The following is a 24,002-nucleotide window of genomic DNA, read 5'->3' as shown; positions in this document are numbered from 1 at the left end:
CCGGATGGGGCGGCCATTCCTCAGGGCCGCCCCACACTCTTTCGCAAAAGGACTCCCTGATGGGTGCACTCGTCTACATCGCCAAGCGGTTCGGACTCTATCTGGCCGTGCTGTTCATTGGCTTGTCCATCACCTTCCTGCTGCCGCGGCTGATGCCGATCAATCCCGTGGACGGCTATATCGGACAGATTCAAAGCCGGGCGAATGGTGCCCTGAGCGCCGAGGCCATTGCAGAGCTCCGGGAAAATCTGGAGAACCTTTACGGCCTCAAAGGCAATCTCTTCACCCAGTATGTCGACTACATGAAGCGCATCGTCTTCAGCTTCGACTTCGGGCCATCCTTCACCTATTTCCCCCAGCCCGTGTCGCAGATGCTTATGGCGGCGCTGCCCTGGACCCTGAGCCTGCTGTTGACCGCCACGGTCATCGCCTGGACGCTGGGTAATCTGGTGGGTCTTGTTGCCGGGTACTTTCACAAGAAGAAGGCCGCCTCGATCCTCGAATTCGTTGGCATCCTGCTCTATCCCATCCCCTATTACATCCTGGCGGTCACGGTGTTGCTGCTGCTCGCCTACGTCTTTCCGGTCTTCCCGCTATCGGCGACTTTCCCGGTCGGTCAGATGAGCTGGGAGAAAGTCGGGATGATCATCTACAACTCGCTTCTTCCCGGCATCACGCTGGTCCTGGCAGGCTTTGGCTGGAACATCCTCTCGATGAAGGCGCTGGCCGTCGCCACCACCGAGGAACCCTATGTCATCTATGCCCGGCTGAAGGGCGCGAGCAACTGGACGCGGATGACGCGTTACGTGTTCCGCAACGCTCTGTTGCCGCAAGTGACCGCTCTGGCGCTCTCGCTGGGCATGGTCTTTAACGGCGCCCTGCTGACCGAGATGATCTTCTCCTATCCCGGCATTGGCCTTGTCATGCGCGCGGCGGCGACCGGTGGTGACTACAACGTGCTCTATGGCGCGATCACCATCTCGATCATTGCCGTGGCCACCGCCGGGCTGGTGATCGACCTGCTCTATCCACTTCTCGACCCCCGGATCCGCCACAAATGACCATAGACAGCAAAGAAATGGACCCGGTCGCCCTGGTCGAAACGCCGCAAGCGGCAGAGCCCGGACTATTCCAGTCTTTCCTCTGGCTCATAAATCCGCGCCTGGCGGTTGGCCTCACCATCCTGACGGTCATGGGTCTTGGCAGCTTTATCCTGCCGCTCTTCGCGCCGGCTGATCCGTCCGTGCAGGCCACCTACATGCGCAACTTGCCAGCTTCGGGCGCCCACTGGCTGGGTACCAATGCTCTGGGTCAGGACATTTTCTGGTTCCTGGTCTTTGCCATCCGCAATTCGCTGATGCTGGGGGTCCTGGTTGCTGTCGGGGTCACCATCGTCGCCACCACGGTCGGCCTCAGCGCGGGCTATATTGGCGGGCGCTTCGAACGGCTGGTCATGCTGATCGTCGACACGTTCATCACCATTCCGCTACTGCCGATCCTTATCATCCTGGGATCGCTGATCCGGGGAAACACCTCGTTCTTCACCGTGGGCTTCATCATCATCATTTTCGGATGGGCCTGGGATGCGCGCACGGTACGTTCCATGGCGCTCTCGATACGCGAGCGTGAGTTCATCAACATGGCCCGGTTCTCCGGCGCCAATACCGCCCAGGTCATCATCCGCGAGGTGTTCCCCTATGTGATGGCCTATACGCTGGTGGGCTTCATCAACACCATCCTGTTCGCCATCAACCTTGAAGCTACCCTCGCGGTCATCGGTCTGTCCAAGGTGGAAGTGCCGACGCTGGGGTCAATCATCTTCTGGGCGCTCAACTACAACGCGCTGTTTACCGGGCATTTCCTCTGGCTGGTCGCGCCCATCATCGCCTCCGTGACGCTGTTTCTCGGACTATTCCTGACTTCTACCGGCTTTAACGCCGCATTTGCTGAAAGGCGCGGTGTCCAATGATCAGCATCAAGGACCTCCAGGTCAGCTATCGCCTTGGAACGCGGACCATTCACGCCGTCGATGGCGTGACCCTGGATATTCCCGATGGGTGCATTGTCGGCATTGCCGGGGAGTCGGGCTGCGGAAAGTCGACCCTGATGAAGGCCATCTATGGCGACATCACTTCGCCCATGCATTTGTCGCGCGGCTCGATCACCTATGGGCTGAAGAGCGCGAAAGGCCGTCAGGTCACCGCCCAGAACATTCGCGAAGAATGGTTCAAATCCATTTCATACGTTCCGCAGAGCTCGATGAACTCGCTCAACCCGGTTATCCGCATTCGCGAACAGTTCATCGACTTCCCGGGGACCGACAGCAACAAGAAGCGCGTTCTCGAGCGGGCCCGGGCCTATATGGGCAAGTTGGGATTGCCTCCTGAAGCCATGGATTCCTATCCCCATCAGCTGTCCGGCGGCATGCGGCAGCGCATGATGATCGGCCTGGCCACCTTCTTCCAGCCCGAACTGATCATCGCTGACGAGCCGACCACGGCCCTCGACGTCGTGGTGCAAAAGGACATCCTCATGTTGCTCATGGAGCTCCAGGAGGAGATGAAGAACACCATCCTGGTGGTCTCGCACGATATGGGCGTCCACTATCAGGTCACCCACAAGATGCTCATCATGTATGCCGGTCGCGTGGTCGAATACGGCGACACCGATAGCGTCTTCTCCGATCCCCAGCACCCCTACACCAAGATGCTGATCGATTCCCTGCCCACCATTGGCGACGACAGCATGCGTGGCCTGATGGCCAGTGCCGCAGGGGCCAGCGGCGACCGTGCCTATCGTGTCGAACCCAAACTTCATGAAGTCAAGCCGGGCCATTTCGTGGCCCAGGCTGCTGCTGCGCCGGCTGCGCACAGCGTAGGAGCCTGATCATGACCTTCATTCTCAAGACCGAAGGCCTCAACAAGGTGTACCGCCTGGGGAGCTTTGTACGCTCCCGCAAGATACAGGCGCTCAATGACGTCAACATCACCGTGGAAAGCGACACACCCGTCGTGATCGCCGTTGTTGGAGAATCGGGCAGCGGAAAGACCACGCTGGCAAAGACCCTGCTGCGACTCGAAACGCCGACCTCGGGGAGGGCCATTGTCTATGATCGGCCGGTTGTTGGCGTGGGCTCCATCTCGTCGCGGAAGGAATTTCTGAGCACGGTCCAGCCTATCTTCCAGAACCCGTTCGAAGCCTTCAGCCGCTATCGGCCGGTCGACAGCTATCTGCACGAGACCGCGCGCCGAGTGGCCAATATGGGGGAAAAGGAAGCCGAAGATGCGGTTGCCGATGCGCTGGACAGCGTCGGTCTCGATTATCGCGAGGTCAGCGGCAAATATACCAATCAGTTCTCGGGCGGGGAGCTGCAACGCATCTCGGTGGCGCGTGCTCTCATCCCACAGCCGCAACTGATTGTCGCCGACGAGCCGGTCAGCATGATCGACGCCTCGCGGCGCATGATCATCATCAACCTGTTCAAGCGGCTCCGGGATGAAGCGGGGCGAAGCTTTGTCTACATCACCCACGATCTGGCGACGGCCTATTACATCTCCGACTACATCGCGGTGATGAACAAGGGCCGCGTGGTCGAGTTCGGCAAGGCGCGCGAAGTCATGTCGAACCCGCAGCACGATTATACCCAGCTCCTGCTCAGCTCCATTCCCACCACGACCAGCCGCTGGAGGCCGCGTCTGCGCGCCGCCGGCTAGCCGCATCAACTGGATATTGCCATGACCAAGTCAGCCACAGCCACTGGCTCAGCGAGCCTTTGGGCAACCTATGAATTGTCACTGGAGGGCCCAGGCGAGGGCAATCCGTTTCAGGACGTCGAGCTGCGGGCAGTCTTCCGCCAGGGTGACAGGGAAGTCCGTGTCAACGGTTTCTACGATGGCGGTAGCACCTACAAGCTCCGCTTCCTTCCTGACACGACTGGCACTTGGCACTATGATACGCGCAGCAATGCGCCAGCCCTAGACGGTTTTGAGGGCAGCTTCGAGGTCGCGCCTGCCCAGGATGGGCACCACGGGCCGGTGCGCGTTTCGGACCGCTACCACTACCGCTATGCCGACGGCACTCGCTACATCAATATCGGGACCACCGCCTATGCCTGGAACCACCAGGGCGATGCCACCGAAGAGCAAACGCTGGCGACATTGGCCGATGCCCCCTTCACCAAGATCCGCATGTGCGTCTTTCCCAAGCACTATCGCTACAACCAGAACGAGCCCGATCGGTATCCCTTTCCGCTGGTGACAAAGGGGTCCAGCGCCTGGCCCGGCTCGATCAAGGATGCCGGCTGGGAATTCGACTATGAACGGTTTGAGCCCGAATATTTCCAGCACCTGGAAAAGCGCATCAACCAGCTCGCGGAAATCGGTGTCGAGGCCGACCTGATCATCTTCCATCCTTACGACCGCTGGGGCTTCTCGCATATGACGCCCGAGCAGGACGACCGGTACCTCAGATACCTGACTGCACGATTGGCGGCGCTGCCCAACGTCTGGTGGTCAATGGCCAATGAGTACGACCTGATGCCCAATAAGAGCCCCGCTGACTGGGACCGGTTCATCCATATCGTGTCCGACAACGATCCCTATGGCCACCTGCTCAGCAACCACAATTGCTTTGCCTTTTTTGACCACAACCACCCCCGCATCACCCATTCGAGCATCCAACGCTCGTCGGCCAACATGGCGGCGCTTTGGCGGGAGAAGTATGGCAAGCCGGTCTCGATCGATGAATGCTGCTATGAAGGCGACATCTCCGAGCTCTGGGGCAATATCTCAGGCCAAAAGCTGGTGCGCCGCTTCTGGGACGGCACAGTCAATGGCGGCTACGTCACCCATGGCGAGACCTACTACAATGATGAGGAAGTGTTGTGGTGGGCCAAGGGCGGCAAACTGGTCGGCGAGAGCGTTGCGCGCATCGCCTTTTTGCGCCGTATCCTCGAAGAGGGGCCTGACGAGGGTCTTGATCCGATCCAGTCCACCACTGCCTATCGCATCCAGATGCAGGGTGGGCTCGACAACGTCCAGCTTCAGCAACTCTTCGGCACCGCCCCCGGCGAAGAAGGCTGGCCGCGCGTCACTTCGTGGTGGGCGACCGCGGGTCAACCGCATCGCTATTATCTCAGCTATCTCGGCGAGAACCAGCCGCACGAATATGCCGTGGCCGTACCGCCCGCTGAGCGCTACTCGGCAACCCTGATCGATACCTGGGAGATGACCGAAACGCCACTGGCTGACAGCGTCCAGCGTGGCGACCTGTTGCATTTCGACCCCAAGCCTTATCTCGCGATCCTGCTGAAGCGGATCGAAGACTGAGCTGGCGGCGCCGGCATCGCGCGCCCGCCGCAGCAATTTTTATGGAGCAAGTCCGTGCCTGATCTGACTGTCGCCCGCTATGATGTTTTCGAACACACCATCACCGCTAAGGTGGATGGCAACCCCTATCTCGACGTCGAATTCTGGGGCGTGTTCAAGCATGCCAACCGCACGATCCGGGTGCCCGGCTTTTACGACGGGGAGGGCGTATTCAAGGTCCGGCTCATGCCCGATATCGAGGGAGAATGGTCGCTGACCACCGAGTCGGATGTCGCCGCGCTCAACGACCAGACCGCCAACTTTACGGTAACAGCGGCGCGCCAGGGCGTGCATGGTCCGGTTTCCGTGCGCAACAAGTTCCATTTCGGCTACGCCGATGGCACGCCGTACCTGCCTTTCGGCACCACCTGCTATGTGTGGACCCACCAGACCCAGGAGTTGCAGGCGCAGACGCTGAAGACGCTGGAAACGGCGGGCTTCAACAAGATGCGCATGTGTGTCTTCCCCAAGCATTATCCCTACAACGAAAACGAGCCCGAGCTGCACGTCTACGAATCCAAGGGCGACGGTACGCAGGACTTCGACAAGCCGGTTTTCGACGCCTTCCGGCATTTCGAGAAGCAGGTGGCGGCGCTGGGCGATCTCGGCATTGAAGCCGATATCATCATATTCCATCCCTACGACCGCTGGGGCTATGCCGATATGAGCCCCGAGCAGGACTACCGCTATCTCAGATATCTGGTAGCGCGGCTGGCCGCCTATCGAAATGTGTGGTGGTCGCTGGCCAATGAATACGACTTCCTGCTCAACACCAAGCCGATGGAAATGTGGGACCGCTTTTTCCAGATCCTCGAGGAGAACGACCCTTACCGGCACCTCAAGTCGATCCACCAGGGCAATCCGGAACTGCTCTACAATCACCGCCGGCCCTGGGTCGATCATGTGTGCATCCAGCATCCCGACGTCCAGCGCACGGTCAACTGGCGCACCGATTTCGGCAAGCCGCTGGTCAATGACGAGCTGCAATACGAAGGCGACATTATCCAGACCTGGGGCAATATCACCGCCGAGGAAGTGGTCCACCGCTTCTGGCTGACCATGCTCAAGGGTGGCTATGCCGGTCATGGCGAAACCTATAGCCGTGAGGACGATGTGCTGTGGTGGGCCAAGGGCGGCGTGTTGCACGGCCAGAGCCCCAAGCGCATCGCCTTCATGCGCGAGATCTTCGAGGAAGATGCCAAGAACGGCCTGACGCCGTTCGAGGAGATCTATCACTCCGGCTATCCCTGGAGCAGCATCGCGGCGGCGCGTGACGGCGAGGTCAGCTATTTCTACTTCGGCGCGCACCGCCCGGTGATCTGGTCAACAGGCCTGCCGCTTGAGGACGGCGACTACGAGCTCGATATCATCGACACCTGGAACATGACCATCACTCCGGCCAAGAAGGTCGCCGCGCCAGTATCAGTGCCGACGCGGCACGGCGACGTCGTGCGGGGCGGCGAGCCGGACGCTGCCTTCGGCGTCGAGCTGCCAGGCAAGCCAAACCTGGCTTTGCGCGTGCGGCTGCGGCGCTGAGTGGAGGACGCCATGACCACCACCAACAACAGCACCATCCGCCCACGCGTCATCGTCATGACCGATTTCCCGCCGGTGGATGTCATCCCGGGCAGCGTCTACCAGAAAGGGGAGCCGCCCGAGCGCTATTCCGATCCGGATGACGTTCAGTCCATGGTTAGACTGTTGATGTGCAGCAACGATCTGGAGGTCGAGGCGCTGATCGCCTCGGCCGGCAGCTTTGCCAATATCGCAGTCAAGCAGCACATTCTCGACATGCTCGATATCTATGAGCAGGTGCAGCCCAATCTTGCTCGTCATGACGCGCGCTATCCCAGCGCGGCGACGCTGCGGTCGGTGACCTTTCAGGGGCAGGATGGCACTTGGGGCTCGCCCTATTTCCGTGGCGGCATTCCGGTCGACCAGATGCTGGGTGAGGGGCTCGAAAACGAAGCCTCCGAGGCCATTATCCGCATTGTCGACAAGGATGACGTCCGACCGGTCTGGGTCTGTGTCTGGGGCGGCCCGGTGGAAGTGGCCAAGGCAATCTGGAAAGTGCGCGCCACCCGCAGCGCCGACGATCTGACCCGGTTTCTCGCTAAGCTGCGCATCTACCTGATTGCGCGTCAGGACAATACCGCTGACTGGCTACTGGAGGAGTTCCCCGAGCTCTTCGTCATTGTCTCGGAAGAGAACTACAAGGGCATGTTCTGGAACGCGCCTGGATCGGACCATGCGCTGGGCGATATCGACTGGACCAACCAGCACCTGCGGGAGGGTCATGGGCCGCTGGGCGCCGCCTATCCCCGCAGCGGGTTCAATGCCCATCTCCCCGGAATCTGGGAGGGCGATACGCCTTCATTCCTGCACCTGCTCGGCGCTGTCTTTGGCGTCAATGATCCCGAGCGGCCGGACCAGGATGGATGGGGCGGTCGTTTCGTGCAACGCGATCCGAACAAAAACCATTGGTGGGACGATCCTGCCGGTGCGCAGACCGTTTACCGCTGGAGAAGTGCTGTCCAGGAAGATCTGAAGCGGCGCGCGGACTGGATGGTTGAATTCTAGCGGACGCTGGTCGGCAATTGGACCCAGCTAAAAGGCAACCGGCGAGAGGTCGGTTTGCTAGACCATCCTCCGGCCAGAGAAATATTGAGCGCACAATGGCGTCATGCCGGCTCCGGGTTTCGTGCAAGGCATCGATGTTGAGGGCGTCGAGCCGGTTGGCGGCAGCCTTGGGAATGATGGCATGATTGCCGCTGCCACACTGCCCTCTCGGAACGGGAACTGATCGCGCTGCCGTTCCACTTGCTCTTCTTAAACACCTAGAAGAACTCGGATGGCCAGACGACCCGGGTAGCATTGCGCAAGGGTTCAGCGGCTGCGGCCTGCCCAACGGGTCTCCTCACCTGCGCATTTATAAGGTGCGTTCCAGCCCGTCGCAGGCCAGCAATTGGTCACCCACCAACCGCAAGCTCGCTATGCCGCGGGGGGCGACAGGTGCGCGCTCGGTTCCCATGCCGACCGTGCATCCATCCCCGGACAAATCAATCGCGCGGGCAATCAGCCCCGTCCCATCTTCCGCGCCCTTGAGAGTAGTGACCATGCCACCTTCGCTTGCGACAGACAGCCACCGTCCGGCATGCTCGCTGTTCCCGCTGCGGCTCACATGCGGGGTGGTCACCACCGGCTTGTTGAGGCGCTCGGCCAGTGTGGCAGCCTCTTGCCGGACGAGCTTCGGCGCGGCCTGCAGCAGGATCGAGAACCTTTGCTCTCCCTGATCCATATAGCGATAGCGCGCACCATCCTCTGCCGGGATCGGGTCGTGATGGGCGAAGATCGGGGAACGGACGGCCGTCAGGTAAAGGGTGCCGTCAAGCGCCGCATAGGAATATTTGGCGTCATTGACCAGAGCGACTTCGTGCGCGGCGGCGCTGACACGTACCCAGCGTTGCCCCGGGACTTCCCGACCCGTATCAGGGGCGTTGTCCCAACCGCTTGCCACCTCATACTCGAATTTTTGCCCGTCTAGAGGGTAGGCGAGGCGCAACAGTTTCCGCTGTTCGCGCCAGTCCAGCGCTACGCGCAGTTCAACGGCCAGCGATCCATCCACTGGCACTACTATGGTGGTTACCAGACGAGATGCACCGTGGCTGGCGGTCACTTCTATGGTGGTGCGCACAGGGCCGCTTTCGACTAGCTTTACCCCGTCCAGGGTCATGTCCTGGCCCTCGAAACCAAAGCGATCGGTACCATGGGTCCAAGTGTCGCTCGGGTCATCGACGACCAGCCCGCGGTGACCACGACCGGCAAAGATCTCAATGCCATTGCAACGGTTGAACAACCGCGTAATGGCACCGGACTCGCGGCACAGTTCGACAAGATAGCCATCCGTTTCAAAACTCAGCGGTCCGGTACGGGGCTGTCCAAAACTGACGTTGGGAGCGGTAACACCGCTATCGGACGCCGCAAATCGCAGCACGCGATAACCATAGGCGGGCACTTTGAGCGGGAAGGCGAGGCGCTGCAGGCCAGTCGTCTTGCCGGCCGGATCGATATATTGGAACGGAATGGAATTGCCCGACTCATCGAGCAGCAAGCGTGGCGTTTCCGTATCCTTGTCTACCCAGGGCTCGGCCTCTACCAGCCCGTTCGACGATGTTCCCGTGAAATTCATCACGACAAAGTTGGCGTCGGTCGGATCGTGCGGCGGGGCAATGGTGCCGTCAAGGCGACGCACCGCAGCGTTCAAGAGCTCTTCGGCACCAGCGATGACGCCCGCCAACTCACATTCGCTATCGAGGCACGCCGACTCGATGCTCGTGCCGCCGAGTGTGTCGTGGAACTGGTTGAACAGCAGAATTTGCCAGAGCGAAGCAAACCGCTTGGCCGGGTAGGAGATGCCCGTGACCCTGTGAGCCAGCGCCGAGGCCGCCTCTGCTTGTTCCAGCAGGCTCTCCGCCTTGCGATTGAGCGCCTTCAGCGACGAGGCGACCGAATAGCAGCCAATGGCATGGAACTGCAGCGCTTCGTTGACCACCGGCAGACCGCCCGTCTCCACCTCTTGGAAGAAGCGTTCCGGGTCTGAGAATTCGAGATTTTCGCCCCGCGCCATCCGCGCCTCGATCTCCTCGATATTTTCGATCGTCGGCGCCCCGCCGTGATTGCCGACGCCATAAAAGCACATGAACGCATGTCCGTGCTTGTCCATATGCGCATAGTGCTCGTCGATCTTGGGCGGCAGCGGCGTCGAGCGCTTGGAGGTGTTGTAGGCGTCCTGGATGCGGAAGGCTGGCAGCGATGACCCATCGGGCGACTGCCACGTGAAAAGCTCGCCCGGCAGGTCCATTTCATGCGGGCCGGGCCGCATGAAGGTGTAGCTGGTAAAGCCGGTATGCCGAAGAAGCATCGGGAACGTAGCCGGGTGTCCGAAGCTGTCGACATTGTAGCCGGTGAATGGTTCGATGCCGAACTTATCCATGAAATAGCCCTTGCCGTAGAGGGCCTGGCGAATAACGCTTTCACCGTTGGGAACATTGCAGTCGGGCTGGATCCACCAGCCATTGACGATGATCCAGCGCTGCTCTCTGACGTAGCGCTGGATTTCTGCGAACAGTGCCGGCTCCAATTCCTCGATCCAGCGATAAATATGCGCTTCGCCCTTGGTAAACACGAACCCCTCGCCTTCGCGCAGACGGTCGATGGCGGCCCAACAGGTGCCGATGGCTTCAGCGCATCCCTCCTGCCAACGCCAGAGCCAGACGGGGTCAAGATGGGCATTGCCGATCATATGGAGCAGCGGCTGCTTGGCTTCTGTCATGGTGGTACCGATCAAATAGCAAGTGTGAATGTGTAGCGGCCCGAGCCGAGCGTAGTTATCGGGCCGGTCAAGGGCAGGGGAGTGTCGCCAGCGCAGATGGAGAGAGGTGCTCGCGGCAGTTCGATCTGCCCGGTGCAATTTGGCGGAATACGGATATCCCAGGTGACGATCTCATCTGCGAGACGCCAGGCGCTTTCGACCCGGCCGGTGGGGGCATCGTAATGCGCCTCTATCCAGCCCAGCCGCCTGTCGAATAGCGGGCGCATACGGATAGAGGAAAAGCCCGGGGCATCCTCATCCCAGTCGATCCCGGCCACGCGGGCATAGAGCCACTCGCCCACCGCGCCATAGGCATAGTGGTTGAACGAATTCATGCTGACGCTCTGGAAGCCATTCTCTCGCGTCCAGCCATCCCAGCGCTCCCAGATCGTGGTGGCGCCTTGGGCAATCGAAAACCCCCAGCTTGGGTAGGTCTCGTTCAGGAGCAGATCATAGGCGCGTTGCGGCGAACCGATATCGCTCAGCACCGGGCAAAGATGCTTCACGCCCAGGAACCCGGTCTGCAAATGCCCCTCGGCCTCATCAAGCTTGCGCAGCAGATGTGCAGCGGCCCTCTGGTGCAGGTCTGAGGGCAGAATGGCAAAGTCCAGCGCCAGCAAGTAGGCGGTCTGTGTATCGCCCGCAATGCGGCCGTCGCCATCGACAAAGGTCGCGATGAAGGCGGTGCGCACGGCGTTGGCCTGCGCCGCATAATGCGTGACCAGATCGGTGCGCCCGACCACGCCGGAGAGTTTTGCCATCAGGTCGGCTACCAGCACCCAATAGGCCGTCGCCACCATGGTGCGATCCGAAGCCGGGCCCACGCTCAGCCAGTCACCATAGTTATTGTAGACCGCGTTGACGCGCAGATGGTCTGGATTGGCGTCGGCTATATGCTTGAGCCAGGCGACCAGGCGATCAAAATGCCTTTCCAATAGCGCCCTGTCGCCATAGCGCAGCCAGTGCTGCCAGGCGAGTATCACCGGCGCGTCGCCCCAGCCCGGCGCACCCGGCTGTGCGGTGATCCGGTAGGGGTTGAGCGGCTTGGAGGGCGCGACGTCAGTGAAGGCGCCATCGGGCAATTGCGCCTCGGCAATGTCCTCGAACCATTTTTGCAGGAAGGCCGAGACGTCCATCACATAGCCGGCGGTCTTCCAGAAGACCTGCGCGTCGGCGCTCCAGCCATAGCGTTCGTCGCGCTGCGGGCAGTCGGTGGGCACCGAGATGAAATTGTCGCGCTGACTCCATTCGATATTGGACAGCAGCTGGTTGACCATGTCCGAGCCGGTGCGCATCGACGCGGTGACCGGCAGGTCATTGTGGATGGCGATGCCGGTCAGGGTCACATCATCCGGGGACGCACCATCTGGCAGGGTGAGTTCAACATAGCGGAAGCCATGGAAGGTGAAACGCGGCTTGAAACGCTCGCGGCCTTCCCCCTTGGCGATATAGTGATCGGTCGCGACGGCATGGCGCAGATTAGCGACGTAAAGTTCCCCCTCGCCATCAAGGACTTCGCCATGGCGCAGGGTAAACCGGTCACCAACCTTTCCGCTCAACTCCAGCGCGACATAGCCGGCAATATTCTGTCCAAAGTCGTAGATGTGCCCGCCGGTCTTCGCCTGTCGCAGATAGCGGCCCGCAAATCGCACAGTCTCGCGCACCTGCGGTCCGCGGCTCGCTTCGAGACGCGGCGGACGCGGGTCGGGAACAAACACCTCCACCGGCTGCCAGCCGGAGGCGTCAAAGCCCGGCTCGGACCAGCCGGGCATCTCGAGGCGCGCATCATATTGCTCGCCCATCAGAAAGTCGCTGTAGCAGACCGGTCCCTGGCTGGTGGTCCACTGCCCGTCGGAGACAATGGTTTCGACTCGCCCATCCGCATATTCGAGATGGAGTTGGCAGAGTAGGGCGGGTCGGCCGCCATAGTGATTGCCCGCGCGGCGCTGATTGTGCCCGACACGGCCCGAATACCACCCCTCGCCGATAAGGGCGCCTATGGTATTGGCACCAGCGCCGACCAAATCGGTCACATCATAGGACTGATACTCCACCCGCTGGTGATAATCGGTCCAGCCCGGCGCCATCACCGCGTCGCCGACTCGCGCGCCGTTGAGATAGAGCTCGTAAAGACCCAGGGCAGAGACATAGGCGGTGGCGCGCACCGGTCTTTCCACGGTCGCAAAATCCCGCCGCAGATGATCGGCCGGCCGCGCCTGCCAGCGATTGTCATAGGTATTATCGGCAGGCGCTTCTCGTCCCGCCGGGAGCACGAAATAGCGGGCGATCCACTGCGCCCGCCAGTCTTCCGGATGCATCAGTCCGGTGCAGAAATGCTGCGCGTCGGACCAGTCCGAGGCGACGTTCTCCTCGTCCCAGACCATGACGCTCCAGGTGCAGCGCAGGTCTGACGCAAGCGCTGTGCCGGCATATTCGATCTGCCGGGCTTGGGCGGACTGGACCTTACCACTATCCCACAGAACATTTTCGCCAGCCCTGACCACCAATCGATAGGCACTTTGACAGCGATTGTGGCCATCTCCGTCCAGTGCCCAGTCAAAACGGGGTGCCGGACGATTAAGGCCCATGGGGGCAGCATGATGCTCGCAGCGGAGCGCGATGGGACGCAGTTTGGTCACGATCTCGATCGGGTACTGAAGCGCGGCGCGAGGCTAGATTGCCAGGGCGCGCTCGCGCGCATTGCGAATATGGGTTTCCATGGCCGCGGCTGCTTTCCAGCGGTCGCGCTCAAGAATGGCGTCGATAATGGCCAGATGATCGCCAAAGGCCGCGGGCAGGGTGGTGGCCGAAAGGGTAATCCGATCCAGCTTGATCAGGCGCACCCGGATGGAATTGAGATCATAGGCCTGGATCAGCAATTCATTTGCGGTGAAGTCCACCAGCAATTCGTGAAAGCGGCTATCGACGTCCTGGCTCTCTTCGAAAAAGGCCGGTGTGCGGTCGGTCTTGAGCCGTTCGAGACTTTCCAGATGCAGCCGCTTCTGCTCCTCGATCGTGGCGTCGGGCATCCGGTCGACGGCAAAAAGGGTCGCCTCCCGCTCGAAGGCCATGCGCATCTGATAGGCGTCTCGGATCATCGGCAGATCGATGGTGGTGATCTGGATGCCGCGCTGTGGCATCACATTGAGCAAACCCTCGGCTTCGAGCCGCGGCAGGAGCTCGCGCAAGGCGCCGATCGAGAGCCCGAGCGTCTGCACCAATTCACGCTGTGACACCACCTGGCCGGGACGCAGACGGCCAGCGAGCAATTCCTGCTGAAACCGCTCATAGGCTGTCTTCTTGACCGACGCCGGCCCGGCCCCGATCGTGTCGGCATTGTTGTGTCTTGCCATGGCTCCCCTCCCTGGCATTGGCTCTATCAGGCCGCAGGGCGCACCGCAAAGCCGGTGCCCTCGATTGCCTTGAACACGAGCTCGGCCTGGTCTGACGCAATGGGCATAAGCGGCGGCATGGCGCGTGCCCATTCAGCGTCGTCATAGACGGCGGCCAGCGTGGCCTTGAGCGCTAGTAACGCGCCATTGGCATCCACCGCCTCAATGCGGGTCGCGGCATTGGCCTTCAAAGCCTCTGAGCTTGTGGCCTCAGGCGCTTCATAGAGCTGGCGCAGATCCGAAGCAAACAGGTTCGGCATGCCGCCGATCATGCCGGCGCCCCCCTTGGCCAGAAGATGCGGCAACACGCGATCGTCGCCGGTGAACACGGAAAGCTGCGGGAAGCCTTGCGCCAATTCGATGCCGCTTTCCAACTTGCCGGTGGAATCCTTGACCCCCACGATCTGCTGCCCAAATCGATCAACCAGCTTGGCGACGAGGGCAGGGGTGAAGGTGATGCGCGAGAATTGCGGAATATTGTAGAGCAGGATGTCGAGATCAGGATTGCCGGCCTTGGCGAGCGCGGCTTCAAAGAAAGCGACAATGCCTTCCTCGGTCGCGCTGCCATAATAGAAGGGCGGCAGTACAAGCGCGCCGCGGCAGCCTAGAGCCGCAATCTCGGCGATCAGGCGTCCGGCCTCATCGCTGCTTGGTGTCATCACCGAGGGAATTTGCTTGCTCATGTCAGCCCCGGCATCACGCAGGGCGCGAAGGGCGGCGATCTTCTCATTGGTCGAGAATGAGGCGCCTTCCCCCGTCGTGCCGAAGGTCGAAACGAAGCTGCAACCATTCTCCAACAGGCGTGCGCAATGCATGGCGAGGCGCCCGGCGTCGATTCCATATTGCGCATTCACCGGGGTCACCGACGCGCAAATAATGCCGGAAAGGTCTGAATTCGCCACGGTAAAGGTCCTCCGCAATGGGCTTGTACATCCACTGATACAATCAGTTGTCACATCACTGTTTACATCAGTCGTTTCCTGTTGCAAAGTCCGCCCGTCAAAACAAGCGGACGCTTTCACCGGTAAACTGACGCCGGAGGGGAGGAAGCGAACCGTCATCATCATCGCTCGAGAGGGAGGATCGTAATGACCCTTAAGCACACCGCCCTGGTCGCCATGACTGCGACTGCGCTGGCCACTGCCCTTGTGGCTACGCCGGCCCTGGCTCAGGACCAGATCGAACTCAAATTCACCACCGTTTCGGTTCCAACCGATCTGCATACCCAGGCCATGCAGGTGTTCGCCGACAAGCTCGAGGAGCTGCTGCCGGGCCGCTTCGATATCCAGCTTTACGATTCGGGCGCCCTGTTCGGTCAGAATGCCGACCTCGACGCGCTGCAGCGCGGCAATGCCGAGATGGCCTATGTTGCCTTCCAGCTCATTGCTGATGCCATCCCCGAATACGGCCTGTTCACCGCTGGCTATCTGTTCCAGAACCCCGAGCACTACCGGGCCGTGCTGGAAAGCGATATCGGCGAAGAATTCAAGCAGCGCGTGTCCGACGAGATGGGCATCCAGCTTCTCGATGCCTGCTACCTCGGTACGCGCCAGCTCAACCTGCGAACCGCGCGCGATATCCAGACCCCCGAGGATATGGCTGGCGTCAAGCTGCGCATGCCCGGCTCCGACAGCTGGCTGTTCCTCGGTGAGGCTCTGGGCGCCAACCCGACCCCGCTGCCGTTCGGCGAAGTCTATCTGGGCCTGCAGACCGGCACGATCGACGCTCAGGACAATCCGCTGCCCACCGTTGAAGCAGCCAAGTTCTACGAGGTCACCGAGCAGATCACCCTGACCAGCCACCTGGTCGATGGCCTGCCCATGGCGGTCAATAATCAGACGTGGGAACAGCTCACCGACGACGAAAAGGCCAAGATGACCGAGGCCGCTGTCGCCGCCTGCGACTGGAACAATGCCGAGCGCAGCGCCAACGAAGACCGCCTGGTGTCGTTCTTCGAAGAAGAGGGCCTGACGGTCACGACGCCCGATGTCGATGCGTTCCGCACTCATGTGCAGAATTTCTATCTCAACTCCGATCGCGCGGCCTCCTGGCCCGAAGGTTGGGTTGAGCGCATCAACGAACTGGCGCCCTGATCGCCTGAATAACGCCTGACCTGGACGACGAAATGAACGCGAACCTGAAGTCCCTGTTTTCCACTTTGCGAAAGCTTGCCGATCTCCTCGGTGTCCTTTTCTTCGTGGTGGCTTTTGGTGGGTTCATCGCCCAGGTCTTCATGCGCTACGTCATGAACCGGCCGCTCGCCTGGACCGAAGAATTCGTGATGATCGCCTTCATCTGGGCGGTCTTCTGGGCAGCGGCCTTCATGGTGCGCATTAAGGAACATGTCTCTTTCGACGTGCTCTATGACGTGCTCTCCGACAATGGAAGGCGCGCTTTTGCCATCTTCGCCATGGTGGTGTTGCTAATCGCCTTCGGGCTGCTGATCCCCCACACCTGGGACTATCTCACCTTCCTGACGCGCAAGAATTCGCCGGTGATGCGCCTGCCCATGGAATGGATCTATGGCTGCTATCTGGTGTTTCTCGTGTCCTTCACGGGGCAGGGGCTGCACCGTCTGTTCGGCCTGATGGGTCGGAACTGGCGCCACCACATCTGATCGATCCGCTAGGAGTTCTTTTCAATGCTGGCGGATTACGCCCTTCCCATCCTTGTCGTCCTGCTGATCGTCATCACCGCATCGGGCCTGCCCTTCTCGATCTCGATGATTGTCGCCTCGATTTTCTATCTGCTGGTCTCCGGCCGCGACGTCGGACTGGCGGCCGAGAACGTGCTCAACGGCGTTTTCGGCAATTTCGTCGCGCTGGCCGTGCCGCTCTTTATTTTTGCCGCCAACATCATGGAATCCGGCAAAATCACCGAGCGACTGCTCAAATTCTCGCTAGCCATGGTCGGTCGCCTCCCCGGCGGCCTCGCGCAGGTCAATGTCATCACCTCGCTGATCTTTTCGGGCATGAGCGGCTCGGCCATTTCCGATGCCGCTGGCGTCGGCAAGGTGGTCACCGGCATGATGATCGACAAGGATCGCTATCCGCGCGGCTTCGCTGGCGCCCTCACTGCCGCAACCGCAGTGGTCGGGCCGATCTTTCCGCCCTCCATCCCACTGGTGTTTTATGCACTGATTTCCTCCACCTCGGTGGGGGTGTTGTTCCTCGCTGGCGTGGTGCCGGCGCTGATCGTCGTCCTGGCACTCTGTGTCTATGTCCAGATCGTCGCCATCAGACGCAAATTCCCTGTTGAAGATGTCATCCCCTGGGGGCTTTATCCGCTCATCATCCTGCGTGCCCTGCCGCCGCTGATGATGCCGGTGATCCTGTTGGGGGGCATTTATTCGGGCGCCTTCACTCCGACCGAGGCGGCCGCGGTTTCCGCGTTCTACGCACTGATCCTGGCGGTCGTTGCTTACCGTTCCATGGGTTTTGCGGACTTCTACAAGGTGGTGCGCGAAACCGTGAAGACCACCGCGGTGGTGACGCTCGTGCTGGGCGGGGCTTTCATCTTCAACTACGCCATCGCCATCGAGCGTGTACCGCAAATGCTCTACGAGTTCCTCGTGGGCTTCGACATGAACCAGTGGACGTTTCTGCTGTTCGTGAACCTGCTCTATCTGCTGCTGGGGTGCTTTCTCGACGTCTCCACCATCATGCTGGTGATCACCCCGCTCTTTATCCCCACGGCTGCGGCACTGGGGATCGACCTGCACCATTTTGGCGTGGTGGTTGTGTTCAACATGATGATCGGACTGATCACGCCGCCCTATGGCATCCTGCTCTACATCATCAAGGCGCTCAACGGCATACCGCTGGGCGAGATGATCCGGGAAGTCTGGGCCCTTATCGCCTTGCTGATCGCTGTCCTGATACTCATTACCTATGTGCCCGATACGGTCCTGTGGCTGCCACGCGCAGCAGGCCTGTTGAACTAGCGCTCGCCGCAAGTATTGCGGCCGTGGTGCGCGGCGGCGTTATTGAGCGGCCGTCCGGTCGAACGTGTTCTTGGCCGGACTGATAGAGGCCAGACCGGTCAGAATCAGGGCGACCAGGTCGGCCTGCCGGTGGGTTCCCGTCTTGCCAAACAGGTTCCGCAGATGAAACGCCACGGTGGTTGCCGAAATCGCCAGCTCTTTGGCGATTTCGTCAGTCCGGCGTCCACCGGCCAGAGCACGGGCCACTTCTGCTTCGGTCGGCGGGACTTTCTACTTCGCACCAATTGGCTCACCTGCTGGGCGGCACGCTCGAATTTGTCAGCCACGCCGGCATCGGATCGGTCTTTACGCTACGACTTCCCAATGAATGGACCAGGCAGAATGCGCGGGATAGCGAGCGGTCCATTGCCTGACGGCATAGCCGTTCTTGTCGGCGATGCAGCGATATCGCTTCGTGCGAGCCACCCCGATTGATTGATGCCTTACTCGCCGACGGCAATGATTGCGCGCCCGAGCACCTCCTGGCGGCTCAGATCGAGGAACCGCACCTCGTACTGGCCCGGCTCTGTGGGCAGGGTGATATCCGTTTCGGTTTCGGCGCCAACCGGATGAGCCGATACCCAGGTGAAATCAGGCGCGTCGCTTACGGCCAGCGTTACGCGCCGGTCCGCGTCCCCGACGCAGCTGTCCCCGTTCGTTCGAAGGGGAAGGGGATGTCAAAGGGCACACGCGATAAGCGGCACGTAGCAGCACCCGTCATTGACGCGAGACACGGCAAATCAAATCTGCTAATGCCATTAGTAATTGGATTTATGATTGCTGATGACGGGCACCAAGACAACATCATCCATGAGGCGCCAGCCGGATCGTCGCGTGCGACGCGTCACAATGACCGATATCGCGCGGGAGGCGAACTGTTCTCAGGCGACAGTATCGTTCGTCATCAACAATGCGCCGGGCATCAGGCTGTCGGATGAGACACGCCGCCGCGTCCTCGATGCCGCCAGGCGCCTGGGTTATAGCGTGCCGGCGGGCAAGAATGGATCCGGACAGCAGGCGGGAAAGCGCAACCGGCGGATTGGCTTTATTGTCGATCAACTGGCGACCAGCCCAGAAGCGGTGCAGGCGATCGAAGGGCTTACCCAGGCGGCGCGGGAGCTGGGCGATCTGGTGTTTGTCGGGCAGAGCGACAATGACGCCGAGATCGAGTCCGCGCTGATCGATGCCTTCGTCGATCAGGGCGTTTCGGCACTGGTCTACATGACAATTTTCACGCGCCAGGTGGAGCTGCCGCTCGAACTGAAAAGCCTCGATATCCCGGTCTATTTGCTCAATTGCTACGCTACGGGTCTGGCCCGTCCCGCCGTTGTACCCAGCGAGATTGCGGGTGGGCAGCGGGCCACGCATTACCTGATCAGAAAGGGGCACCGGCGGGTCGCGACAATCACCGGCGAAATCTGGATGGAAGCGGCGCAGGATCGGCTCAAGGGCTATCGCCGCGCGCTGGCGACTGCCGATATTCCCTTCGATCAGGACCTGGTTTTCAATGGCGATTGGTCGGCCAGCGCGGGCTATGACGCAACGCGCAAGATCCTCGCCTTAAAGGAAAGACCCACGGCCATCTTCTGCCAAAACGACCGCATGGCCATCGGCTGCTATGAGGCCTTGAAGGAAGCCGGCCTCGACATTCCCCAGGACATGTCGGTGATCGGCTATGATGACGAGGAGATTGCTCGCCATCTGCATCCGCGTTTGACCACCACCGTGTTGCCGCACCGCGCCATGGGGCAATGGGTGTTCGAACAGATACTCGATGGCGTGGCCGAGGATCGCTATCCATTGACCAAGCTGGAATGTCCGCTCGTCGAGCGCGATTCCGTCGAATCTCCGCTAGGCAACTAACCCTCTGGTGGCGCTATTGAATTGCGCTCCAGCAATTCACACTCAATCTTGAGCTTTTGCAGCCGCTCATCGGCGTCCACGCCGTCGAAGCCGTCCAGCAACTGGCCGACGGCCCAACGCGCCATCTCGTCATGCGGCAGAACCATGGTGGAGAGTGGCGGGTCCATGTTCGCGGCAATGTCCTCATCGTCAAAGCCGACAATTGAAAGGTCGCCGGGAACGGACAGGCCCAGGTCACGCGCCACCTCGTAGCAGCCAATCGCCATGCGATCATTGAAACAGAAAATGGCTGTTGGCGGATTGGGTTGCGAGAGCAGGGCTAAGGCGCGTTCGCGCCCGGCCCGAATGGTCCAGCCACCCAGGGTAACCAGGCTCTCGTCCACCGCCACGCCCCATTTATCCATGGCCTGTCGGAAACCCTGTTCGCGGTCGATGGCCGCCTCGACGATATGCTCGCCCGCCAGATGGGCGATACGCCTATGTCCGGCGCGGAGCAGGGCGTCCGTGGCGGTGAAACCGCCGACAATGTCGCCTGGCACCACCGAGGGGTGTTGCACCTTCTTCTCGTAGCAATTGAGCAGCACCAGTGGCAGCTGAGAAAATGCTGCTGGCACAGTCACTTGTCTCGTTATCAGGGTACAGTAGATTGCCCCGATGGCGTTCTGCGCCACCAGCATGTCGAGCCCTGCCTGTTCCAGCGCTGGATCATTGCCGGTGCAGAAGGTGGCGATAGTGACGTCCTGCAGGGCAGCCTCGTCCCGGGCCCCCTCGATGAACGCGGCGGCAAAGGGCGTGGTCGAGACTTCATCGATGAAGAGGCCGATAACGCGCGTCCGTCCAGCAGGGACAGGGTGAGTCTTGCCACGGCGATAGCCAAGCTGCTCGGCCGCTTCCTGTACGCGACGGCGCGTGGCCTTGGATACGCGGGCATTGGGAACGCCATTGAGGACCAGCGAAACAGTGGCCTGGGAGACCCCGGCCAGTTCAGCCACCTCATGCATGGTTGCGCGCTTTTCCAACCGTCTCCCTCAGTTTCTCTTTTCAGGCGAATTGGTTGGCAGACTGTTAGCACTGAGCGTCGCCTGAGGGTAGCTCACGTGCCAACTTGCCCATTTGTGCAGACCCTTCGCAACCCCCCTTGCCAAACCCTTCGCTTCGGTCATATGGTGATAATAATATAACTAATACTGCTTAGGGTGGGGATTATGAGTTTGAGCCGGGCAATGGCCTCCGAGGCGATCAATGCGTCGCGCAGCAGCCTGTCGCTGGATGGTGTCTGGCAGTTCCGGCATGAGGATGGGCCCTGGCGCCAGGCGCATGTCCCCCAGCCCTGGCAGGCTGAGTTTTCCGATCTGGTCGATACCTTTGGTCGCGCCACCTACAAGCGCAGCTTCACCTTGCCGGCCGGATGGGAGAATCGCGACCTGGCGTTGCAGTTCGGCGCCGTCAGCTATGCCTGCGAGGTCTGGTTCAACGGCGAAAAGCTGGGCAGCCATGAAGGCGCCTTCCTGCCCTTCGAATTTGCAATCGACAACGCAAAGCTGCGGCCGACCAATGAAGTCGAAGTTCGGGTCACTGTGCCGTCCGCCGACCAGTCGGCCTTTCCTGAATTTCCGTTCTCGGAAATTCCGCACGGCAAGATCTCCTGGTATGGCCGCATTGGCGGGCTTTGGCAGTCGGTCTCGCTGTTGGCGCGTGATACGCGGCGGCTCAATCACGTGGCGATCGAAGCCGGTATGGATGGCGTAGTGAAGGCCAACCTGGCTTTCACCACCGCGGCCAATGGCCTGCCGGCCCAGTTGGAGGTTCGGGACGGCGATGGGGCCATTGTTGCATCAACCGAGGTTTCCGCAGCCGAATCCGTTGGTGTGACGCTCGAAGTTCCCGGCGCCAGGCTCTGGGATGTCGGCCAGCCCAATCTTTATACCCTGACGGTGACTCTCGATGGCGGTCTCGATGTGGTCGAGCAAACTTTTGGTTTCCGCACCGTCACCACTGCCAATGGGCAAATCCTGCTCAATGGCAAGCCGGTCTATATGCGCGGTGCGCTGGACCAGGACTATTATCCCGACGGCATTTACACGCCGCCCTCTCTGGAATTTCTCGAAGACCAGGCCCAAAAGGCCATTGAGCTGGGCCTCAACACGCTGCGCTGCCACATCAAGGTGCCGGATCCGCGGTATTATGACGTAGCGGATCGCTATGGTCTTCTCGTCTGGACCGAAGTCCCCAATGTGCAGAGCTTCACATCTGAGTCGGCGCGACGAATGCGCGAGACCATGGTGGGTATCCTCGAACGCGACCGCAACCATCCCTCGATCATCGCCTGGACGCTGATCAATGAGGATTGGGGCACCCGACTGGTGGAAAATGCCGAACACCGGCAGTGGCTCAAGGACAGTTATGACTGGCTCAAGGCCGAGGACACGACGCGGCTCGTGGTCGACAATTCGGCCTGCTTCCCGAACTTCCACGTCAAGACCGACCTCAACGACTATCACTATTATCGCTCGGTCCCCGAACGCCGGCAGGAATGGGATGACATTACGGCCCAGTTCGCTGCCGGTGCCGACTGGACTTTCTCGCCGCTGGGCGATGCCGAGCGCCGGGGCGACGAGCCGCTGATCGTTTCCGAATTCGGCGTCTGGGGGCTGCCTGACCCGAGCAAGCTGCGCAACGAGGATGGCTCGGAGCCCGACTGGTTCGAGACCGGGTCGCTCTGGGGAGACGGCGTGGCGCTGCCCCATGGCATCGAGGAGCGTTTCGGCGCGCTCGATATGGCCGGTACCTTTGGCAGTTTCGAAGGGTTCATCGAACAGGTGCAGTGGTACCAGTTCATGAACCTGCGCTACCAGATCGAGGAAATGCGCCGCTATCCCTCAATCATGGGCTACGTGATCACCGAATTGACCGACGTCCATTGGGAAGCCAACGGCCTTCTCGATATCGAGCGCAATCCGCGCGTCTTCCACGACGTGTTCGCCACCATCAATGCCGACATCGTCATCGTGCCGCGCCCGGCCCGCTATTCTGCCTGGGCGGGCGAGGACCTGCCGGTTGAACTCAGGATTGCCACCGGCGGCGGATCGATCCCGGACGGAGCCAAACTGAGCTGGAGCGGCGGTGTCACCGGATCGCTCGATGTGCCCGCGACCGGTCCGGTTTCGGTTGCAGATCTGGGAACCACCAGCCTCTCAATGCCGGCGGTTTCCGACAATACCACGCTGCGCCTTGACTTCATCCTCGAAGCCAACGGTGTGGTACTGGCGCGCAACAGCTGCGAGATCGCGCTTTACTCCCAGCGCAAGACGGCAGGGCTTTCCTCCATTGCTGCTGCCGACGCTGATCTTGCCGCTTACGCCAGCGGCCTTGGTTATCCGGTCGTTCCGGCAGCCGAGGCCGACATTATCCTCTGCCACGCGGTCGATGGCGCCGATGTCGAGGCCATCAAGGGCGGGGCACGCTATGTGATCCTGGCCGATGGCAGCGTCGAGACCAACAGGAACCTGCGCACAGACATGCCCGATGGAGAATTGCCGCATCGCTCCATCGTGGCCGATGGCAAGCAGTTCCGGCCGAGCCTGGACCAGCATCTGCCCGGTATCGGCCTGGTTGAACGCGACGGCACCATCTGGCGCGGCGACTGGATTGCCGGCTTTTCCTGGGTACGCCGTGAAGGTCATTTCGCTGCCATTCCGGGCGGTCCGCTCTTCGATCTCAGCTTTTCCGATGTGGTGCCGCACCATCTGCTCACCGGGTTCCGGCCCTGGGAGTTCGGCAGCAACGTGCTTGCCGGCATGGTTTGCGGCTGGGTGCACAAACCGGCGGCCATCATCGGTCAGAAGCGGGTCGGACGCGGCGGCGTGGTTGCAACCACTTTCCGGCTGACTCGCGAGGCGCCTGGTGCCGATCCGGTTGCTGCGGCCCTGTTCGATGCCCTGATGGCATCGGCCGCCGGACTGCCGGTGGATGAGGGGAAAATCTAGCCGAACCGCCCACCTCTCCCGGATGGGAAGGTGGACCAGCTG

At 60.9% G+C, this 24,002-nt stretch carries 18 protein-coding genes; 12 read left to right on the top strand and 6 right to left on the bottom strand.

The features are described from left to right. The first annotated feature begins 59 nt into the window (after positions 1–59). The 7 genes from GGR20_RS04330 to GGR20_RS04300 are packed head-to-tail and all read left to right on the top strand — an operon-like array spanning position 60 to position 7,946. Positions 60–1,061 carry an ABC transporter permease gene (locus GGR20_RS04330; protein ID WP_116589510.1) on the top strand — a complete coding sequence of 334 codons (1,002 nt, stop codon included), beginning with the start codon at positions 60–62 and terminating at the stop codon, positions 1,059–1,061. Next, on the top strand, positions 1,058–1,969 hold the full coding sequence (locus GGR20_RS04325) for an ABC transporter permease (protein ID WP_183309960.1): 912 nt from the start codon (positions 1,058–1,060) through the stop codon (positions 1,967–1,969). Before GGR20_RS04330 ends, GGR20_RS04325 begins: the two co-directional genes overlap by 4 nt. Then, a complete protein-coding gene (locus GGR20_RS04320; RefSeq protein ID WP_183309959.1) occupies positions 1,966–2,886 on the top strand; it encodes an ABC transporter ATP-binding protein in 921 nt (306 codons plus the stop codon). The genes GGR20_RS04325 and GGR20_RS04320 overlap by 4 nt, the downstream gene beginning before the upstream one ends. A gap of 2 nt (positions 2,887–2,888) precedes the next feature. Next, positions 2,889–3,713 carry an ABC transporter ATP-binding protein gene (locus GGR20_RS04315; protein ID WP_183309958.1) on the top strand — a complete coding sequence of 275 codons (825 nt, stop codon included), beginning with the start codon at positions 2,889–2,891 and terminating at the stop codon, positions 3,711–3,713. Between the two features lie 21 nt (positions 3,714–3,734). After that, positions 3,735–5,327, top strand: a complete 1,593-nt coding sequence (locus GGR20_RS04310; RefSeq protein ID WP_183309957.1) for a DUF5060 domain-containing protein — start codon at positions 3,735–3,737, stop codon at positions 5,325–5,327. A 54-nt stretch (positions 5,328–5,381) separates the two neighbouring features. After that, positions 5,382–6,902, top strand: coding sequence for an apiosidase-like domain-containing protein (locus tag GGR20_RS04305; RefSeq protein WP_183309956.1), 1,521 nt, complete (start codon positions 5,382–5,384; stop codon positions 6,900–6,902). A gap of 12 nt (positions 6,903–6,914) precedes the next feature. Beyond that, the gene (locus tag GGR20_RS04300) at positions 6,915–7,946 is read left to right on the top strand and encodes a DUF1593 domain-containing protein (protein ID WP_183309955.1); all 1,032 of its coding nucleotides are present in this window, start codon (positions 6,915–6,917) and stop codon (positions 7,944–7,946) included. Between the two features lie 349 nt (positions 7,947–8,295). On the opposite strand, the gene GGR20_RS04295 is transcribed toward GGR20_RS04300, so the two are convergent. From GGR20_RS04295 to GGR20_RS04280, 4 genes are read right to left on the bottom strand one after another with little or no spacing between them, the layout of a single operon-like run. Continuing rightward, the gene (locus tag GGR20_RS04295; protein ID WP_183309954.1) at positions 8,296–10,698 is read right to left on the bottom strand and encodes a glycoside hydrolase family 38 N-terminal domain-containing protein; all 2,403 of its coding nucleotides are present in this window, start codon (positions 10,696–10,698) and stop codon (positions 8,296–8,298) included. Positions 10,699–10,709: 11 nt separating this feature from the next. Further along, positions 10,710–13,376, bottom strand: coding sequence for a family 78 glycoside hydrolase catalytic domain (locus tag GGR20_RS04290; protein ID WP_183309953.1), 2,667 nt, complete (start codon positions 13,374–13,376; stop codon positions 10,710–10,712). Between the two features lie 33 nt (positions 13,377–13,409). After that, positions 13,410–14,090, bottom strand: coding sequence for a GntR family transcriptional regulator (locus GGR20_RS04285; protein ID WP_183309952.1), 681 nt, complete (start codon positions 14,088–14,090; stop codon positions 13,410–13,412). Between the two features lie 26 nt (positions 14,091–14,116). Then, positions 14,117–15,031: a dihydrodipicolinate synthase family protein gene (locus tag GGR20_RS04280; RefSeq protein ID WP_183309951.1), complete on the bottom strand. Its 915-nt coding sequence runs from the start codon at positions 15,029–15,031 to the stop codon at positions 14,117–14,119. 186 nt (positions 15,032–15,217) lie between these two features. Between GGR20_RS04280 and GGR20_RS04275 the strand changes: the two genes are divergently transcribed. From GGR20_RS04275 to GGR20_RS04265, 3 genes are read left to right on the top strand one after another with little or no spacing between them, the layout of a single operon-like run. Then, positions 15,218–16,222: a sialic acid TRAP transporter substrate-binding protein SiaP gene (locus GGR20_RS04275; protein ID WP_183309950.1), complete on the top strand. Its 1,005-nt coding sequence runs from the start codon at positions 15,218–15,220 to the stop codon at positions 16,220–16,222. Between the two features lie 32 nt (positions 16,223–16,254). Then, positions 16,255–16,746: a TRAP transporter small permease gene (locus GGR20_RS04270; protein WP_183309949.1), complete on the top strand. Its 492-nt coding sequence runs from the start codon at positions 16,255–16,257 to the stop codon at positions 16,744–16,746. 24 nt (positions 16,747–16,770) lie between these two features. After that, positions 16,771–18,072, top strand: coding sequence for a TRAP transporter large permease (locus GGR20_RS04265; protein WP_183309948.1), 1,302 nt, complete (start codon positions 16,771–16,773; stop codon positions 18,070–18,072). A gap of 39 nt (positions 18,073–18,111) precedes the next feature. On the opposite strand, the gene GGR20_RS04260 is transcribed toward GGR20_RS04265, so the two are convergent. Beyond that, positions 18,112–18,318, bottom strand: coding sequence for a LuxR C-terminal-related transcriptional regulator (locus GGR20_RS04260; RefSeq protein WP_183309947.1), 207 nt, complete (start codon positions 18,316–18,318; stop codon positions 18,112–18,114). 576 nt (positions 18,319–18,894) lie between these two features. Between GGR20_RS04260 and GGR20_RS04255 the strand changes: the two genes are divergently transcribed. Continuing rightward, positions 18,895–19,974, top strand: coding sequence for a LacI family DNA-binding transcriptional regulator (locus GGR20_RS04255; RefSeq protein WP_246349373.1), 1,080 nt, complete (start codon positions 18,895–18,897; stop codon positions 19,972–19,974). Here the strand turns inward: GGR20_RS04255 and GGR20_RS04250 are convergent. Continuing rightward, complete coding sequence (locus GGR20_RS04250) at positions 19,971–20,993, bottom strand: LacI family DNA-binding transcriptional regulator (protein ID WP_183309946.1); 1,023 nt, start codon at positions 20,991–20,993, stop codon at positions 19,971–19,973. The genes GGR20_RS04255 and GGR20_RS04250 overlap by 4 nt on opposite strands. Positions 20,994–21,179: 186 nt before the next feature. Here GGR20_RS04250 and GGR20_RS04245 point away from each other — a divergent pair, with 186 nt between their 5' ends. Then, positions 21,180–23,960, top strand: a complete 2,781-nt coding sequence (locus GGR20_RS04245; RefSeq protein ID WP_183309945.1) for a glycoside hydrolase family 2 protein — start codon at positions 21,180–21,182, stop codon at positions 23,958–23,960. Positions 23,961–24,002 lie beyond the last annotated feature (42 nt).

The organism is Devosia subaequoris (assembly GCF_014197055.1).
GTDB classification, from domain to species: domain Bacteria; phylum Pseudomonadota; class Alphaproteobacteria; order Rhizobiales; family Devosiaceae; genus Devosia; species Devosia subaequoris.
Note: the sequence above shows the minus strand (reverse complement) of the source record. Positions and strands in the feature narration are given on the sequence as shown.